Origin of the sequence: Salipiger aestuarii, assembly GCF_003259905.1 — a bacterium.
GTDB classification, from domain to species: Bacteria; Pseudomonadota; Alphaproteobacteria; order Rhodobacterales; family Rhodobacteraceae; genus Salipiger; species Salipiger aestuarii.
In genome coordinates this window covers 1-17,916 of sequence record NZ_QLMG01000066.1, presented here as the reverse complement: position 1 = coordinate 17,916, position 17,916 = coordinate 1, and the positions used below count along the sequence as shown (strand labels likewise).

Sequence of the window (17,916 nt, the reverse complement as noted above, 5' to 3'; positions counted from 1 at the left end):
GAGATATTCAACACGGATCAGGGCAGCCAGTTCACGTCCACCGACTTCATCAAGGTGTTGGCCGCCCATGAGATCAAGATCAGCATGGATGGCAAGGGGGCGTGGCGGGACAACGTCTTCGTCGAGAGACTGTGGCGAACGATCAAATACGAGGAGGTCTACCTGCGGGCCTATGCCAGCGTGTCCGAGGCCCGCGTCGGGATCGGCCGCTACCTGAGCTTCTACAACACCCGGCGCCCGCATTCATCGCTTGACGGGAGACCCCCCGATCAGGCCTACTTCAAGCAGCCGATGCCCGGGGCGGTGGCGGCGTAACCAAGGCGGAAAACCACTTAGAAAACGCCCGGAGCCTGTTCAGACAACCCGAGCCACCTCTCTTCCATCGGATCAAGGTTGACGTAAACCTCGTTGTTGTTCGGTTCCGTCTGATGATTTGCAAACGTCTCACCCAGATATTTCTCCACATCAATGGCGTCCTGCACGGAGCCGATGGCTTGGTCTGTGTGCAACACCCACTGCGGTTCAGACGACAGCCGGAACTTGTTGAATTCGGTCACGCGCTTCGTCGCATCTTGTGCATGGCCGATTTTCACAACGCGACCACCTTTCCCAAGGGTAGCGACATAAATGCTGTTCGTAGCCTCTGTGTTCGGCTCGACAGCATATCCGTTTATCGCGAAAGGGTGCTTCTGCCGCAGCTGCCGCACTCGATTTTCCATGGTCTGGAAACGCGGTGTCATCACTTCCAGCTCTTCACCGTTCGTGGCGAGGAGGTCTATAAGAGTCGCCGCCAACTCGTCACCAACGTCTTGCAAGGTCGTAATGGCGCGCTGGGTGTGGGTCGAGGCAGTGTATCCCGGAAGCTCGCGAAACTCTGGGGCATCCCGGATGATCCACGTGCGTATGGGTTGGAGGGCGTAAGGCCAACGATAGCTGCCGTCTTCCAGCTTGTCCCAAGTGTTCGCCGCTTCAATTCCGAATTCGGAGGTGTCAGCCGTGCTGTGGCTTATCTGCCAGACATTTAAAACGCGACCCTTCCATTCATCAGGGATTTGTACGTTTGGATCGCCAGGGTTTCGGCTGACAACACCAAAAGCGAAGTCTCCCTCCTGTGTGCTGCGAACGGCGACGGTTCTATTTTGTTTACTGGTAAAGGTCAGCGGCCCGCCTCTTTTGCCGTGGCTACCCCAAACATAGGTAAAAAATACTGCGCTCATGAAACCCTCGTTGCGTCCGTTTTCCGCAGCTTAGCATCGAAAGCAGCTAATTCACAAAGGACGTGATGCCATCCTTTGACTGTGTCGATCGGATAACTTTCTCATGGCCACCTCTCGCGAAACCATGCTCACCGCGCTGCACATCTTGCTGCAATCAGGATCCGCCACCGTCCTGCGCGGCGAGGTTCTGCCCGAGCGTGTCCCGGCCGACGGCCTGCTGATCCTGCGCGACGGCGAACCCGGCGAGCCCGAAGTGACGCTTTCGCCCTTGCGCTACCACTACCAGCACCGCGCCGAGATCGAAGCGGTCGTGCAAGGTGCGGCGCGTGACGCCACTTTCGACACACTGACCGCCAGCATCGGCGCAGCACTCGCCGCCGACCGCACGCTGGGTGGCCTTTGTGACTGGGTCGAAGCCGAAGCACCGCGCCCGGTTGATCTGCCTATCGAGGGCGCGGCCAGTCTCAAGGCCGCCGTCATCCCGGTGGTGGTGCACTATTCGACGGCCGATCCGCTGGCCTGATCCCGACAACCCGAGGAGAACACTATGGCACGAGCCCAGGGGGCGCGGGCGCTGATGGCGCTTGCGTTCGAGACGACCTATGGAACGCCGCCCGTGAGCGGCTTCACCCGCATGCCCTTCGCCAGCACCTCGCTGGGCGCGGAGCAGCCGCTGCTGAACTCGGAGCTGCTCGGCTACGGCCGCGATCCGCTGGCGCCGATCAAGGACGCGGTGACGGCCGACGGCGATGTCGTGGTGCCGCTCGACGCCGAGGCCTTCGGCTTCTGGATGAAGGCGGCCTTTGGCGACCCGACCACGACCGGCACCGGCCCCTGGACGCACGAGTTCCAGTCGGGGTCCTGGACGCTGCCCAGCATGTCGATCGAGACCGGCATGCCGGAGGTGCCGCGCTATGCGATGTATTCCGGCTGCGTGCTCGACCAGATCACCTGGCAGATGCAGCGATCTGGCCTGCTGACGGCAACGGCCCGGCTTGTGGCGCAGGGCGAGACTGTGGGCACAATCACCAGCGTCGGAACGCCTGCCGCACTCGAATTGCAGCGCTTCGGCCATTTCAACGGAGCGATCATGCGCAATGGATCCGCCCTCGGCAATGTGGTGTCGGCCGACATCACCTACGCCAATAACCTCGACCGGATCGAGACCATCCGTTCGGACGGCCGCATTGATGGGGCCGACCCCTCCATCGCCGCGCTGACCGGCTCTATCGAGGTCCGGTTCGCCGATCAGACGCTGGTGACGCAGGCGATCAACGGCGATCCCTGCGAGTTTGAGTTCGCGTATGTGCTACCCTCGGGCGAAAGCTTCACCTTCACCGTGCACGCCGTCTACCTTCCGCGCCCCCGGATCGAGATTTCCGGGCCGCAGGGCGTGCAGGCCACTTTCGACTGGCAAGCCGCGCGCGACAGCACGGTCGGCCGGATGTGCACTGCCACCCTGATCAACGACATTGAGGTATATTGATGCTCACTCTCGATCTGACGAACGCGCCGCGCTGGCATGATCTCGCACCCGGGGTGCGCGTGCAGCTGCGCCCCCTGACCACCGCGCTGATGGTGGCGACCCGTAGCGATGCGGCCGTAGAGGCGGTCCCCGAGGACGCGCCCGACGAAGAACGCGCCGTCGCCTTCGCCAAGGCACTGGCGCGGCGGGCGGTCCTGTCCTGGGAGGGCATCGGCAATGCAGACGGCAACGCGATCGACCCGAGTTCCGACGCTGTCGACGCACTTCTCGACATCTGGCCGATTTTCGAGGCCTTCCAGCTGACCTATGTGTCCAAAGGCCTGCTGCTAGAACAGGAAAAAAACGTCTCCGCGCTCTCGCCGAATGGTCCTTCGGCGGGGGCGAGCGCTACTGCGACGCGTGCCAAGCGACCTGCGAAGACTGCCCGGCGCGGCTGAACCGACCAGCTACATTCGAAGCCTGGCAGGTCTGGGACCTCGTCGGCCGCCTCGGCGGCCAGCTCCGCGTGCTGCCCGGCGCGGTGATCGGCTGGGATATGTCGGCCGCACTTTCACTCGGTGATGCGCTGGGCATCCCGCCCGTCGCAGTGGCCGAACTGCTGCCCGTGATTGAGGCAGTGATGGTGGCAAAACTCAACGAACAGATGGAACATTCTAATGGCGGAAAAACGGGTTAGCGTCCGCCTTGCAGCGGTCGGCGGAAGGCAGGTGCGTGCCGAGCTGGAAGGCGTCGGTGAGGCCGGATCGCGCGGCTTCGGGCGTCTCAGCCGGGAGATGGAAGTGGCGAATGCCCGGATGGCGGCCTTCTCGCGCCGGGTCAAAGTCGCTGCGGCCGCCGCCGTGGTCGCCGCCGCTGCTGCTGGCGTGGCCATGGTCCGCTCGGGTTTGCAGACTGTCGACGCGCAGGCCAAGCTGGCGCAATCGCTGGGCACGACTGTCGCGTCGATCCAGACGCTGGAGCGGGCGGGCGAGCTGGCCGGTGTTTCCATCTCGGGCATCGAGCAGGCAACCAAGGATCTGACGCGACGGCTCAGCCAGGCAGCCGCCGGAACCGGCCCAGCCGCTGATGCGCTGGACCGGCTCGGTCTTTCGGTCAATGAGCTGATCGCCCTGCCGCTGGACCAGCGGGTGGGGGCGATCAACGCCGCCATCGAAAGCTTTGTGCCCGCAGCCGAGCGCGCGGCGGTCGCGGGCCAGCTTTTCGGCGAGGAAGGCTCCATCGCCATGTCGCGCATCGACACGGCGACGCTGCGCCAGGCGACAGAGGATGTTCTGGCTTTCGGTGTCGTCGTCTCGGAGCAGGATGCCGACCAGATCGAACGCACCAATGACGCGATCTCCCGTCTCGGCCTGATCTGGCGGGGCCTGTCAAACCAACTGGCCATCGCTGCCGCGCCTGCGCTGGAAGCCGTCGCTGCCGCCATGGCGGCAATCGCGAGCCAGACCGGGCCGCTGGGCATCGCCATTCGCGGCCTCTTCGACAACATCGGTCGTCTGACCACTTATGCAGCCACCTTCGCGACCCTTCTGGCGGGGCGCTGGGTGGCCGACATGGCCGCCGCGGCGCTCTCGGTGCGCGGGCTCGCCACGGCGCTCGTTCTCCTGCGCGGCGCGCTGATCCGCACCGGCATCGGGGCACTGATCGTCGGTGCGGGCGAGCTGGTCTATCAGTTCAAGAAGCTCGTTGCGGGTGCGGGTGGATTTGGCGCGGCCATGGGGCTGATGGGCGACGTCGCCAAGGCGGTCTGGGACGGCATCACCGCCACCGCCGGATCCTTCGCCGATGATTTCCGGGCGCTGGGCGCGGATATCGAGCGCATCTGGACCCGGCTGATGGCGTTCCTGTCGACCAAATGGGCAGAGTTTCTCGGGAAGATCGGCCCCACCTTCAATGCCGTGGCAGAGGAGATCGGGATTGAAAGCCGGATCGACTGGTTTGGCGCCATGTCCTATGCCTCGATGCTGGAACACGCCGCCAGCAACGCCGGGCACAGTGCCGACCGTTACCGCGAGCGTGCTGCGACAACCCGCGCCGGGGCGTTTGACGGGGTCGGCCCGGCCTTGCAGGCGCTGGGCGACGCCATGTCAGGCGGGGATGATACCGGCACTGATGCGCTGGATGAAGCCACTGCGGCGGCAGAGCGGTTTGAGGCGACGCTCGGGGATGCCGGGCGGGCGGCGACGGATGCGGGAACTGCAGCCGGGGCTGCGGCCGCTGCCGCCAAACCCGATACCGAAGCCGCTGTTTCGGGTTGGCAGGCGGTCACCACGGCGCTGTCGGACTATGCCAGCAAGGCCCGCGATATCGGCGGGGATATCGGCCAGAGCCTCGTCAGCGCGTTTCAATCGGCGGAGAATGCGGTCGGCGAGTTCGTGAAGACCGGCAAGCTGAAGTTTGGCGATCTGGTCACCTCGCTGATTGCCGATCTGGCAAAGCTCGGCGCGCGTAAGTTCATCCTCGGGCCGATCGCAAACGCACTGGGTGGGGTGCTTGGAGGTGCGGGCGGCGCTGGCGGAATATTCGCCAACATCCTGCATGCGGGCGGCGTGGTTGGATCGGGTGGGCCATCGCGGATGGTCCCAGCCATGGCCTTCGCGGCTGCCCCCCGGATGCATTCAGGCGGCGTCGCCGGTCTGCGGCATGACGAAGTGCCCGCAATCCTGCAGCGCGGCGAGCGGGTGCTGTCACGGCGGGAGGCACAGAACTACGGCGCTGGCGGCAATGTCAACATCACCATCATGGCGCGCGACGCTGAGAGCTTCCGACAGTCCAGGACGCAGGTTGCCGCCGATATTGCCCGCGCGGTGTCGCTCGGGCGAAGGGGCATGTGATGGCGTTTCATGAGGTCCGGTTCCCGGACAATATCAGCCGCGGTGCGCGGGGCGGACCGGAACGCCGCACACAGATCGTCGAACTGGCCTCTGGCGACGAGGAACGAAACGCCAGCTGGGCGAACTCCCGGCGGCGCTACGACGTCGCCTATGGCATTCGCCGCGCTGATGATCTGGCGGCTGTCGTGGCATTTTTCGAGGCGCGGAACGGCCGCCTGCATGGCTTTCGGTTCAGGGACTGGGGCGATCACAAATCCTGCCTGCCCTCGGGCACACCATCGCCCACCGACCAGACGATTGGTACCGGAGACGGCACGATGACGGCGTTCCAGTTGGTGAAGCGTTACGCCTCCGGCGCGCAATCCTGGACGCGCGCCATCGCCAAGCCAGTGGTGGGAACTGTGCGGATTGCGCTTGGCGGGGTGGAGCAGCCCTCCGGGTGGTCGGTCGATACGATCACTGGCCTCGTCATCTTTAGCTCCGCGCCCGGCGCTGGCGCCGCGATCACCGCAGGCTTCGAATTCGACGTGCCGGTCCGCTTTGATAGCGACGCGCTCGATGTGACGCACGACATTGAGCGACTAGGCTCGATCACCTCCATTCCATTGCTGGAACTGCGCCGATGAAAAATATGAACCCTGACCTGCAGGCCCATCTCGACGAGGGCACGACGACGCTGTCCTGGTGCTGGCGGATTGCCCGCGCGGATGGCGTGAGCTTCGGCTTCACCGATCATGATCGGACGCTGAGGTTTGACGGCACCGTTTTCGAGCCGGACAGCGGGCTCACGGCATCTGAAGTTCGTTCAGGTTCGGACCTGTCGGTGGATGCGCAGGACGCAGAGGGCGTGCTGACCTCCGACCGGATCACCGAGACCGATATCCTCGACGGCCGCTGGGACAACGCGGATGTCGAGGTCTGGCGGGTCAACTGGGCCGACACAGGTCAGCGCGTGCTGATGCGACGCGGCGCCATCGGTCAGATCCGACGCGGGCGGTTGGCCTTCGTGGCCGAGGTGCGATCGCTGGCCCATGTCCTCGGCCAGACGGTGGGGCGGACGTTTCAGGCGACCTGCGACGCCGAGCTCGGCGATGCGCGCTGCGGCGTTGATCTTGAGGATCCGGCCTTCAGAGGCATGGGAACCGTCCTTGACCTGCTGCGCGACCGCGCCTTCACCGCCTCCGGCCTCGGCGGCTTTGCCTCCGGCTGGTTCACTTTCGGCACTATTGAGTGGACCAGCGGTGCGAATACAGGGCGGCGTGCGGAGATAATTTCGCATGACGTGGCAGACGGCATTGCGGTGCTGACGCTGCTCGAAGCGCCGGTGCGGTCCATCGCCGAGGCCGCCACATTCACGATCCGTGCGGGTTGCGACAAACGTATGGAAGCCTGCGCTGCGAAATTCGCCAATGCCATCAACTTTCGCGGCTTTCCGCACATTCCCGGTCAGGATGCGGTTCTCCGCTATGCCACCAAAGATGGCGGGCACGAAGGTGGCGTGCTGTGAGCGCCGCCAACTCGGAGCACGTCATTGCAATTGCGCGCAGCTGGCTCGGCACACCGTATCACGATCAGGCCAGCCTCCGGGGCGTCGGCTGCGACTGCCTTGGGCTGGCACGCGGCGTCTGGCGCGAGGAGGTGGGCCCCGAGCCGTTCCCGATTCCGCCCTACAGCCGGGATTGGGGCGAGACCGGCCCGCGCGAGGTGCTGGCCGATGGCGCGCGGAGGATGATGACCGAGGTGGAGCCTGTGGCGGCCGGTCCCGGCGCGCTGGTCCTCTTTCGCATGCAGCCCCGCGCCATCGCCAAGCATGTCGGGATCCTGACCGGGCCCGAAAGTTTCCTCCACGCCTACGAGCGCCTCGGCGTCATCGAAGAACCGCTCACCCCGTCCTGGCGGCGGCGCATCGCCTTCGCCTTCCTGTTCCCGCAACGCTGAGATTTCGACATGGCCACACTCGTTCTCGGTGCCGCAGGTGCGGCCATTGGAGGACGCATCGGCGGGGGAATTCTCGGGGTCAGCGCCGTTACGATCGGCGGTTACATCGGCTCTACCATCGGATCGGTGGTCGACAGCTGGATCGTCTCGTCGCTTGCACCGACGCAACGGATCGAAGGCGCGCGGATGGACAATCTGCGGATCACCTCGGCCACCGAAGGGGCCGTGATCCCGCGGCTTTACGGCCGGATGCGGATCGGCGGCAACATCATCTGGGCGACCGATTTCCGAGAAGAGACGAACACCACGACGCAAGGCGGCGGCAAGGGAGGCGGGGGTGGTGGCAAGGTCAAAACGACCGAGTATCTGTACTATGCGTCGTTCGCGGTCGCACTCTGCGAAGGTCCGATCACCGGCATCGGCCGCGTCTGGGCCGACGGCAAGCCGATGGCTCTGTCCGGTGTGACGTGGCGCTGGTATCCAGGCGACGAGGCACAGGGGGCGGATCCGTTCATCGCCGCAAAGATGGGCACTGGCAACGCGCCAGCCTATCGCGGCACCGCCTATGTCGTCTTCGAAGATCTGGCGCTCGCGAATTTTGGAAACCGTCTGCCGCAGCTGTCCTTCGAGGTGTTCCGCCCGCTGGCTGATCCCGACACCGCCGAAGGCCTGACCCGCGCTGTCACCATGATCCCGGCCTCCGGCGAGTTTGCCTATGCCACGGGCGCGATCCGCAAGGGTGGCAGCGGAGCAACGCAGGCCGAGAACCTGAACGCCCGGGCCGATGTGCCAGACATGGTGGTGGCGCTGGACCGGCTGCAAGCATCCGCGCCGAAGGTCGAGAGCATCAGCCTGGTGGTGTCCTGGTTCGGCGATGATCTCCGCGCTGGGCACTGTCAGGTTCGGCCCAAAGTCGAACTCGCTGCCAAAAACACCACGCCAGCGGCATGGTCGGTGAATGGCGTGAGCCGCTCTGCCGCGCATCTGGTCAGTCGCGATGATCAGAACCGGGCGAATTTCGGCGGCACGCCTGCGGATTTCACGGTGGTGCAAGCGATCCGGGAAATGAAAGCCCGAGGGCTGCGCGTCACCTTCTATCCGTTCCTGATGATGGATGTGCCGCACGGCAACACCCTGCCGAACCCGTATTCCGACAACGCGGCCGGGACGGGCCAGCCCGCCTTTCCATGGCGAGGGCGGATCACCTGTTCGCCTGCAGCGGGTTATGTCGGATCGATGGACAAGACCGCCACGGCTACGACGCAGGTCGCGGCGCTCTTTGGCAGCGCCAGCCCTTCAGACTTTGCTGTTTCCGGCGAGAACGTCAGCTGGACCGGCGCGTCCGGTGATTGGGGCCTACGCCGCATGGTGCTGCACTATGCCCATCTCTGCGCGGTCGCGGGCGGGGTCGATGCCTTCCTGATCGGCTCGGAGATGCGTGGGCTCACGACAATCCGTTCCGGGGCCAGCACTTATCCGGCGGTGCAGGCGTTGCGCGACCTGGCGGCGGATGTGCGGGCGATCCTTGGGGCGTCGACGAAGATCAGCTACGCGGGCGACTGGTCGGAATATTTCGGTCACCAGCCGGGCGATGGCAGCGGCGACGTGTTCTTCCACCTCGATCCGCTCTGGGCCGATCCGGAGATCGATTTCATCGGCATCGACAATTACATGCCGCTCTCGGATTGGCGCGACGGATTCGATCATGCCGATGCAGCCGAAGGCTGGCCTGCGGTCTATGACCGGTCCTACCTGCAGGCAAATATCGCAGGCGGCGAAGGGTTTGAGTGGTTCTACGGCTCCGAGGCTGATCGCGCCGCGCAGGTGCGGACGGAGATCACCGATGGCGCGGCCAGCAAACCGTGGGTTTTCCGCACCAAGGATCTGCGAAGCTGGTGGTCGAACCCGCATTATAACCGCCCGGGTGGGGTGGAGAGCGGTAGCCCGACGGCATGGGTGCCACAGTCGAAGCCGATCTGGTTTACCGAGCTTGGCTGCCCCGCCATTGACCGCGGCACCAATCAGCCCAACGTCTTCTTCGACCCGAAGTCCTCGGAGAGTGTCACGCCGTATTTCTCACGTGGCTGGCGGGATGATGCAATCCAGCGGGCCTATCTCGAGGCGACATACCTCTGGTGGGCGACCCCGGCGAATAATCCGGTGTCATCTGTCTACAGCGGCCGAATGGTGCATGTACCCGAATGCGCCGCCTGGACATGGGACGCGCGGCCCTATCCCTTCTTTCCGGAACTGACCGATGTCTGGACCGATGGGCCGAACTGGCGGCTCGGCCACTGGCTGACAGGGCGGCTGGGGGCGGTGTCGTTGGCGGCACTGGTCCGCCACCTCTGCTTGCGGGCGGGCATACCCAAGACCCGGCTCGATGTCAGCGGCCTCTGGGGCGCGGTGGAAGGCTATGCGATTGTTGCGCTGGAAAGCCCGCGCGCTTCGATCACCACGCTGTCGCGCCACTTTGGGTTCGACGCGGTCGAGACCGAGGGCATGATCCGGTTTGTGATGCGCGGGCGCGCCGCCGTAGCAAGCGTGACGCACGACGATCTCGTCGCGGCCCGCGAGGGCGACGTGCTGGAACTGACGCGCGGCCAGGAGACGGAATTGCCTCAGGCGTTGAAATGGCAGGTGGCGCGTGCCGACGAGGATTATGACGCCGCCCTTGTTGAGGCGCGCCGCATCACGGTGGACACCACCCGGATCGCCTCGGAGAGCTTCCCCATGGCCGTTCCGCCCGAGGAAGCCGAACGCCGCTGCCGTCGGGCGTTGATGGAGGCGTGGACGGGCCGGGAGACCGCCGCGTTTCGTCTGCCTCCCTCGAGGCTGGGCTTTGATCCGGCGGATGTCGTGACGCTGGACCATGACGGGCGGCAGATGGACCTGCGGCTCTTTTCCATTGCCGACGCAGAGGCGCGAGGCATCGAGGCGGTGCATCAGGACCGCGCAGCCTACGATATGCCGCCCGGATCGCCACGTCCGTCGTCGCTCTCGAGCCCCGTCGTGTTCGGCGCGCCCGAGGTGGTGTTGATGGACCTGCCGCAGCTCACCGACGATCAGCCTGCGCATCGACCGTTCGTCGCCGCCCATGCCGTTCCCTGGCCAGGGGAGATGGCGGTTTTTCGCAGCCCGTCGACGGACAGGTTCGAGCTGCTGACCACGTTTGGCAGCCGTGCGCGGTTCGGCGAACTTGTCTCTGACTTTTACGCAGGCCCCACCTCGCGCTTCGATCTCGGCAATGCGCTGATCATCGATCTGCTGACCGGCACGCTGGAAAGCGTCACCGACCTGACCCTGTTCGGCGGAGCCAATGCGCTGGCCATCGAGAGCGCGCCCGGCATGTGGGAGATCGTGCAGGCCGGTGCTGCCGAGTTGATTGCGCCGGGTCGTTATCGCCTGACGCGGCTGCTTCGCGGCCAGCGCGGCACGGAAGCGGCCATGGCCAATCCGGCGCACGCAGGCGCGCGGGTCGTGGTGCTGGACGCTGCGCTGGCGTCACTTCCAATCGCCGAGGCCGATCTAGGACTGCCATGGAACTGGCGCATCGGTCCGGCAAGCCACCCCGTCAGCGACGAGACCTTTATTGCCGTTCCCTTCACGCCCGAAGGCGCTGGGCTGCGACCGTTCTCTGTCGTCCATGTCGAGCAGCCGTGGCGCAGGCCGCGTACACCAGGCGATCTGACCATTCGCTGGACGCGGCGGTCTCGCGCGCTCTCGGCCGACAGCTGGGGCGCGGTCGAGGTGCCGCTGATCGAGGAGGTCGAAGCCTATGAGCTCGCGATCCTCGACGGGGCTACGGTGAAGCGCACGCTGACCACAACCACGACCAACGCCATCTACACTGCGGCCGATCAGACCACCGACTGGGGCGCACTGCTCGGCCCCGGAGACACGCTGACCATCCGTATCTACCAGCTCTCCGCCCTGATCGGCCGGGGCGCGGCCAAAACCGTCACTCTCCAACTCTGAGGACCGTCATGTCCGACACCACCTCCAACCTGGCTCTGCCCTACATCTTGGCGGCGCAGGCTCAGAAGCACGTTACCCACAACGAGGCGCTGCGGATCCTCGACGGGCTCGTGCAGCTCTCCGTCCTCGATCGCGATCTGACTGCGCCGCCCGGTTCGCCCGCCGATGGCGTCAGGTATATTGTCGCCTCTGGCGGCGCGGGCGACTGGGCGGGCTGGGACACGAATGTCGCACTCTGGGCCGACGGCGCTTGGCTGCGCCTGCCGCCACGCACCGGCTGGCGGGCATGGGTCGAAGACGAGGGCGTGCTGCTGGTCTATGACGGCGCGGGCTGGATCGGGACGACACCCGAGTCGCTACAGAACCTCGCGCTGCTGGGCGTGGGCACCACCGCCGATCCCGCCAACCCGTTCTCCGCCAAGCTGAACGCCGCCCTTTGGACCGCGAAGACCACAGCCGAAGGTGGCACCGGCGATCTATTCTACACCATGAACAAGGAGGCTGCGGGCGACGATCTCGGCCTGACTCTGCAGACCGGTTTCGTGACAAAGGCGCTGCTGGGGCTGTTCGGGTCTGACCGGCTCCGCCTCGCAGTCTCGCCCGATGGCAGCACCTTCTTCGACGGCCTGATCGTCGACAACACGAGTGGCATCGTCGATCAGCCGCGGCTGCCCCGCTTCAAGGCCTATACAGACTACGACAACTATGTCGGCGTCGGCACCTGGACCAGGATCGCCCTCAACAACACCGATTATAACGATCAGGGCTGTTTTGATGCCGGAACAAACCGGTTCACCGCGCCCGTCGACGGCACTTATCATTTGGGCGCAACGCTGCTCTTCAAGGTCAATTCCAGCACCTCGGCCCGGATGCGCGGGCGGCTGGTGCTGAACGGTGCGACGGAAATCCGGGGCTCCGTCGGTGAGAGCTCTGCTACCCATGTCTCGCTGGCGACCGCCATCTGGCTGCAAACCATGGTGCCGTTGAGCGCAGGCGACACAGTCGAGCTGCAGGGATATTTCCGCGCGCAGGATGGGTATTTCGCGGCCGAGCACACGTCCTTCTGGGGCGCGAAGATCGGCTGAGTGGCGCATGAGGATCGATCATCGAAGGACATCACCATGACAGAACGTAACACCCTCGTGCAGGAGGTTGGCGCGACCTTGCGCGACCACGGCATCACCGCCGCCATCACCGCGCTGATCGGTGGCACCATCGCCCTGCTGGCCGCCGTTTCGCGCAGGGCGTTCACCAATGACGCCATGCTGTCCCGGTTGGACCGCGAGCTTCTGGCCGAGCGCGACCGCGTCGATCGCCAGCGCGCCGAGGACCGCAAGGGCGACGCCGACCGGCTGGAGCGGATCGAGACCGACATCCGTGCCATGCGTGATCTGATGTTCGAAGCGTTTCAGCGCAGCCGCAGCGACTGACCAACTACCACATCAACAAACCTGCCATCCACCCGCCCAGAAGGCGGGTTTCGCATTTCTGGAGACCGATATGCCAACCACATCCTATGCCCATTTCCGCGACGTGCCTGAGAGCGCCTGGCGCTGGCCGAGCTTTTCCCCCGCCGAGATCGCCAGTCGCCGCGAAGGCGCGCTCAAGATCAACACCGAGGCCATGGACAAGCTGCAGACCCTGCGCAACCGGCTTGGCAAGCCGCTGATCGTGCGCTCGGCCTACCGCAGCCCGGCTCACAACCGTGCCGTGGGCGGGGCACCGCGCTCCAGGCACATGCTCGGAACCGCGTTCGATATCGCGATGTCGAACCACGACCCGGCGACGTTTGCCGAGGCCGCTCGTGCTGTGGGGTTTCTGGGCTTCGGCACCTATCCTCGTTCAGACTTCATGCACATCGACCTCGGGCCCGCGCGGTCCTGGGGCGAGCCGTTCCCCGCACGCGCCACGTCCTTCGTGTCGGAGGTGCCGCCCGCCCGCGAGGTGCTGGCCGAGAGCCGCACGCTGAAAGGCAGCGGCGCGGCGGGGGTGGCGACCGTCGGCGCAGCAGGGGTCGAGGTGGCACAGGACGTCTTGGCTGAAACCCAATCCGCGATCCTGCCGCTGGTACCCTACCTCGACACCCTGCGCTGGGTGTTCATTGCCGTGGCCCTGATCGGCATTGCCGTCGCCATCCACGCCCGGATCGATGACTGGAAGCGAGGCCAGAGGTGATGGGCTGGACCGCCACGCTCCTCGCCAGCGGCCCGGCACGCAAAGCGCTGGGCCTGCTTTTGGCCGCCGCCACCATCGCCCTGTTCCTGCTGAACCTGCGCCGCGCGGGGGAGCGTGCCGGGCGGCTGGCGGAACGCTTGCAAACATCGGAGACAACCCATGAAATTCAGCGCCAGATGCTCGATGCCGCCAGCCGTCGTCCCGCTGATCGCGATGCTCTGGTTGAGCGGATGCGCAACGGTCAGTTCTGACGCGCGCGCGCCATGTCCGCCCGTAGTGCCCTACAGCGCAACCGACCAGGCGCGCGCCGCTGCCGAGGTGGCTACCTTGCCGGAGGGCGCGGTCGTGGTCCGGATGCTTAGTGACTACGCCGTCCTGCGCGACCAGGCCCGGGCGTGCGGATGAAGATCGGGCCGGGCAATTGCCTGCGGGAAGCGCCTGACGCCTCGACCACAACGGCACGCCCGGCCCGTTTCATGGATTCACGGTTTCAAAGAACGGCAGCGACTCGCTGCGCGAACATGATGGCATGCGACCTCGTCCTCTGTCGCGCGCCGAAATGGGCACAATTGTGCACCCGATGTCAGGGCCGTTTCCGGCACATCAACCTGACGGCGGCGGCACCGCGCTGGTCGCAAAGGGATAGGCTCTCAACCGCCGTTAGCTGCGCTGGTCACGAATGGTTGGTTCAGGGTCTACAGACTTTCGCTGCGCCCCGCATGAACCGGCAAAGTGCGGGACTTTTCGGACCTTGGCATCATCCAAACCAATGGCGGCAATGTTGCATAAAGCTGCCTTAAATGGACGGCTTCCAAGGGCCGTCAAGATGGGAAGCCTCCTGATCGCCGGGCCATGGTGGCATTGAGATGCAGATAAAACGCAACGGAGCTGCGCCGGTGTTCCGGTACTGAAATGCCGTACCTACGGGAATGTCGATGGACACGCCCTTGGTCAGCGATGTGATCCGTTCTTCGTCGTTATGCCTACGCCAGATTTCTCCCTCGCCCTCTAATACGTACCAGAACTCACAGACAGTCGCATGAATGGTTGCACGGTTGATTTGGCGCGGCGGAACCGTGCTGTGGATCATGTTTCCAGTCAAGCCATCCATGATGAACCTTATATCTGCACCAGCGGGCGACTTGGTGTCCGGTTCCGGCGAGAGTGTTGTTTGCTTCATGTGACTTTCCCCAGCGACGTGGCTTTATGAGATTTTAGCGCAAGGATGAACAGGATCACAAAGGACAGTGTAAATCCTGTGACTACCACCGGAATGGCGTCCCAGTCAGCAGCGGATATCAGGGCACCCACCATGGGTGGCCCTGTCAGTGCACCGATACTGCCGAGCTGCGCGACCAGCCCATTGCTTGGGCCGATCAAGCGTGGCGTACCTGCCAGCTTTGGCACTGCTGCAAAGGTTTGTGCCACGAGCAGCCCGGACATGAAGATCGATAATGCTGCAAAAGTAATGATCTGCATCGGTGGCGCGACGTTGCTAAATGCCAGGAATCCGGATGCGATCAACGTGATAGAGGCACCGGATGCGATGATGGTGTCTGAAAACCGGTGCGCAAGTAACCCGTAGGTCAGGCTTCCTGCAATGCTTGCAAGCGCAACGCTACCTGTAATGCCGCCAGCAGCGCTCGGACTGAACCCATGTTCTTGGACAAGAAATGTTGGCAGAAGGCTGAGGATCGAGAGGGTCAAAAGGGTCAGGCCGAGAAATGCGGCCCCGAGTAGCCAAGCTGATTTGGGCATTTCGAACAAAGTGGTCCATACATCTGGTGCGTCTTCAGTTGATTTAACATCTTTTGGAATTGCTATGAAAGCGAATAACGCTGCAAGAAAGACAAGCACAGAGCTTGTGAAGAACCAGCCACGCCATCCCGCGACCTCGGATACAATACCACCTGCAAACGCCGCGATGCTGAGGCCCAACGTGAAGAATGTTCCCCACATAGCAAGCGCGAATGGAACGTCTTTTGCTGAGGCGTCCCGCGCAATGAGTGTTGGTGCGCTGACCACGACAACAAGGTAACCAATCCCCTCAAATATCCGCGATCCGATCAGCATGGGGACTGATGCTGCGAACGCTGCAATCAACGCGCAGCATCCCATCAGAAGCGCACCAAGTACAATCGAAGCACGCAGCCCATTCTTGACAACGAGGTAGCCTGCCAACAATCCAAAGAGTGCGGACGCCAGCGTAATGAGTGATACCAGCCAACCGACGCTTAATAAATCAAGTTCAAGGTTTTGCTGTAGAAAGGTTGCTACGGGCGCGACGCGACCAACCTGAATAGCGCCAGCAACGCCCACAAAAAATGCCGAAAGAATTGCACGCCAGTTTGATTGTCCAGCCATCACCCACCTCAATATTTTATTATTTTAGGGTAACGCTACATCAACAATCAGCCTTCTCCAACCGTTGTGTGGCCAAGGTAACAGCAGTCTGCTTTGCGATGATACTGTTGAAGAAGTCGATGTTTTGGTCGTCTCGATTTTGAGCGAGAAGCGGGCGAGCGCGGTTTCCTATTACGTTGGCGCTGTTTCTGGCACCAACTTTGCCAGTTTCCGGAGGTTTTGTGCTGTTGCTGCGAGTTGGAACTGTTCGGTGGCTCCTTTGGGTCCTCGAAGCCGCATCATTCGCAATCCGATGTATTGTTTGAGATGAGCAAACAGCATCTCGACTTTGCGCCTTTCAATGAACGAGGTCATGTAGGCGTCGGTTTTTCGGATATCGCGCGCGACGTCTCGTGCCGCTTCATGCACTGACCGCATAAGGCGTCTCCCGTGGTCTTTCGGACAGCACTGCGGTTTCAACGGACATGTCTCGCAATCGTGTTTGGAGGCGCGGTATCTGATGAAGCCATCTTTGCCACCGTTGGGCTTTCGTGGCTTGGTAAACTTCCGGCGATATGTCTGCAGCACCTTGCCGTTTGGGCATGTGTAGTTGTCTGCCACAGGGTCATAGGCGAAGTCTTCACGAGAGAATGTGCCATCGGTTCGTTTGGATTTGTCCCAAACCGGAATGTGCGGTTCGATTTGACGATCCTCGACGAGCCCACCCAACATCTCCGCTGATCCGTAGCCTGTGTCACCGACCAGCTTGTCTGGCTTCATACCAAACCGCTCGTGGACGCGGTCGATCATGTCCCTCGCGGCCCGCGCTTCGGCGGGCCTTATCGGAGCCGTCGGTTCGACGTCCACAATGACCGCATTTTCCAAATCAACCATATAATTGGTGGAATAGGCAAAATAGGCAGCACCGCCATCGGCCCCGGTCCAACGAGCGGCCGGATCAGCCGGTGAGATGTATTTGGGAACGACCTTGGTTGCTGCGCCGAAGGCCACATCATCCAGGGTCTCTAGATATTCATCGACGGCACGGGATGTCAGGTCTCTTGGCAGTCCTTCTTTGCTATCAACGCCACGCGTTTGGTTCGCATTTGCCGGGATCAGGCTGGCATCAACGCCAAAGCTGTGACCGCCGACCAGGCCTTCATCCATGCAGCGCTGCAAAACTGTCTCGAACAGATGGCGGAACAGACCACTCTCGCGGAAACGACCGTGGCAGTTCTTGGAGAACGTCGAATGGTCTGGAACAGGATCACCCAAATCAAGCTTACAAAACCAGCGGTAGGCCAGATTGACATGAACCTCTTCGCAAAGCCGCCGTTCGGAGCGGATGCCCATGCAATAACCCAACAGCAGCATCCGGATCATCAATTCGGGATCAATCGAAGGACGGCCATTGGCACTGTAGTATGGAGCGAGCAAAGGACGCACATCTGTCAGATCGAGGAAGCGATCAATCCCCCGCATCGGATGATCCTTCGGCACAAACTCTTCGATTGAGAACTCATAAAACAAAGCACCTTGTGCAACTTGCCTTGGACCCATCATCGCCGAACCCTCCACTCTCAAAACAAGTGAATCAGGGATGGGCACGCCGGTCGTGTCGCAAATGCTGTGGAAATTCCCTGTCGGCGTGCTCCGGGCATTTGAAGGCTCGTTTTTTCAGGCGGCGAGGTCAAGAGGCATCGGTTCGATGGGCTGAGAGAGGGTTTCCCAGCCATCGACCTTTCGCATCTGGATCTGGCCTGAGGCGAGCAGCGCCCAGAGCAGCATCGGCACGGTTTCGGCGCAGGGCAGCACGGTTTGGGTCTTGATGCGACGGCGGAACTCCCCGTTCAGGCGTTCGATGGCGTTGGTGGTCCGGGCCGATTTCCATTGCGACGGGTCAAGCCGAGTGAAGGTGAAGAGGCGCGCCCCGGCTTCTTCAAGGCTG

19 protein-coding genes are annotated in these 17,916 nt (G+C 63.2%); 14 read left to right on the top strand and 5 right to left on the bottom strand.

Annotation, left to right across the window (positions count from 1 at the left end; translation table 11 throughout):
- Nucleotides 1–315, top strand: a 315-nt coding sequence (locus tag ATI53_RS20785; RefSeq protein WP_146609984.1) for an integrase core domain-containing protein, incomplete at its 5' end; no start/stop codon positions are given.
- 17 nt (nt 316–332) lie between these two features.
- Here ATI53_RS20785 and ATI53_RS20780 read toward each other — a convergent pair.
- Complete coding sequence (locus tag ATI53_RS20780; protein WP_111551272.1) at nt 333–1,217, bottom strand: GIY-YIG nuclease family protein; 885 nt, start codon at nt 1,215–1,217, stop codon at nt 333–335.
- A gap of 103 nt (nt 1,218–1,320) precedes the next feature.
- On the opposite strand from ATI53_RS20780, the gene ATI53_RS20775 reads away from it, so the two are divergent.
- The 13 genes from ATI53_RS20775 to ATI53_RS20715 all read left to right on the top strand — a co-directional run bounded on the left by ATI53_RS20775 (nt 1,321) and on the right by ATI53_RS20715 (nt 13,876).
- Nucleotides 1,321–1,740, top strand: a complete 420-nt coding sequence (locus tag ATI53_RS20775; protein WP_111551271.1) for an acyl-CoA transferase — start codon at nt 1,321–1,323, stop codon at nt 1,738–1,740.
- 24 nt (nt 1,741–1,764) lie between these two features.
- The gene (locus ATI53_RS20770; protein ID WP_111551270.1) at nt 1,765–2,703 is read left to right on the top strand and encodes a phage tail tube protein; all 939 of its coding nucleotides are present in this window, start codon (nt 1,765–1,767) and stop codon (nt 2,701–2,703) included.
- Entirely contained in the window at nt 2,703–3,140 is a 438-nt protein-coding gene (locus tag ATI53_RS20765) for a hypothetical protein (protein ID WP_111551269.1), read from the top strand. Before ATI53_RS20770 ends, ATI53_RS20765 begins: the two co-directional genes overlap by 1 nt.
- Before the next feature lie 68 nt (nt 3,141–3,208).
- Complete coding sequence (locus ATI53_RS20760) at nt 3,209–3,379, top strand: DUF7697 family protein (RefSeq protein WP_170134634.1); 171 nt, start codon at nt 3,209–3,211, stop codon at nt 3,377–3,379.
- On the top strand, nt 3,360–5,534 hold the full coding sequence (locus tag ATI53_RS20755) for a phage tail tape measure C-terminal domain-containing protein (protein WP_111551267.1): 2,175 nt from the start codon (nt 3,360–3,362) through the stop codon (nt 5,532–5,534). The genes ATI53_RS20760 and ATI53_RS20755 overlap by 20 nt, the downstream gene beginning before the upstream one ends.
- Entirely contained in the window at nt 5,534–6,160 is a 627-nt protein-coding gene (locus tag ATI53_RS20750) for a DUF2460 domain-containing protein (RefSeq protein WP_111551266.1), read from the top strand. Before ATI53_RS20755 ends, ATI53_RS20750 begins: the two co-directional genes overlap by 1 nt.
- Complete coding sequence (locus tag ATI53_RS20745) at nt 6,157–7,041, top strand: phage/gene transfer agent baseplate hub protein (RefSeq protein WP_111551265.1); 885 nt, start codon at nt 6,157–6,159, stop codon at nt 7,039–7,041. Before ATI53_RS20750 ends, ATI53_RS20745 begins: the two co-directional genes overlap by 4 nt.
- Nucleotides 7,038–7,472, top strand: coding sequence for an NlpC/P60 family protein (locus ATI53_RS20740; RefSeq protein WP_111551264.1), 435 nt, complete (start codon nt 7,038–7,040; stop codon nt 7,470–7,472). Before ATI53_RS20745 ends, ATI53_RS20740 begins: the two co-directional genes overlap by 4 nt.
- 9 nt (nt 7,473–7,481) lie before the next feature.
- Complete coding sequence (locus ATI53_RS20735; protein ID WP_111551263.1) at nt 7,482–11,450, top strand: baseplate multidomain protein megatron; 3,969 nt, start codon at nt 7,482–7,484, stop codon at nt 11,448–11,450.
- Between the two features lie 8 nt (nt 11,451–11,458).
- The gene (locus ATI53_RS20730; protein ID WP_111551262.1) at nt 11,459–12,535 is read left to right on the top strand and encodes a DUF2793 domain-containing protein; all 1,077 of its coding nucleotides are present in this window, start codon (nt 11,459–11,461) and stop codon (nt 12,533–12,535) included.
- A 36-nt stretch (nt 12,536–12,571) separates the two neighbouring features.
- Nucleotides 12,572–12,880, top strand: a complete 309-nt coding sequence (locus ATI53_RS20725) for a hypothetical protein (RefSeq protein WP_111551261.1) — start codon at nt 12,572–12,574, stop codon at nt 12,878–12,880.
- Between the two features lie 70 nt (nt 12,881–12,950).
- The gene (locus ATI53_RS20720) at nt 12,951–13,625 is read left to right on the top strand and encodes a YcbK family protein (protein ID WP_111551260.1); all 675 of its coding nucleotides are present in this window, start codon (nt 12,951–12,953) and stop codon (nt 13,623–13,625) included.
- Nucleotides 13,625–13,876 carry a hypothetical protein gene (locus ATI53_RS20715; RefSeq protein ID WP_111551259.1) on the top strand — a complete coding sequence of 84 codons (252 nt, stop codon included), beginning with the start codon at nt 13,625–13,627 and terminating at the stop codon, nt 13,874–13,876. Before ATI53_RS20720 ends, ATI53_RS20715 begins: the two co-directional genes overlap by 1 nt.
- A gap of 545 nt (nt 13,877–14,421) precedes the next feature.
- Here ATI53_RS20715 and ATI53_RS20705 read toward each other — a convergent pair.
- From ATI53_RS20705 to ATI53_RS20690, 4 genes are all read right to left on the bottom strand, one after another.
- Entirely contained in the window at nt 14,422–14,805 is a 384-nt protein-coding gene (locus ATI53_RS20705; protein ID WP_111551257.1) for a cupin domain-containing protein, read from the bottom strand.
- On the bottom strand, nt 14,802–15,989 hold the full coding sequence (locus ATI53_RS20700; RefSeq protein WP_111551256.1) for an MFS transporter: 1,188 nt from the start codon (nt 15,987–15,989) through the stop codon (nt 14,802–14,804). The genes ATI53_RS20705 and ATI53_RS20700 overlap by 4 nt, the downstream gene beginning before the upstream one ends.
- Nucleotides 15,990–16,160: 171 nt before the next feature.
- The gene (locus ATI53_RS20695; RefSeq protein WP_111551255.1) at nt 16,161–17,531 is read right to left on the bottom strand and encodes a transposase; all 1,371 of its coding nucleotides are present in this window, start codon (nt 17,529–17,531) and stop codon (nt 16,161–16,163) included.
- Nucleotides 17,532–17,645: 114 nt separating this feature from the next.
- Nucleotides 17,646–17,916 (bottom strand): transposase (locus ATI53_RS20690; protein WP_211315395.1); only part of this gene is annotated, 271 nt, incomplete at its 5' end.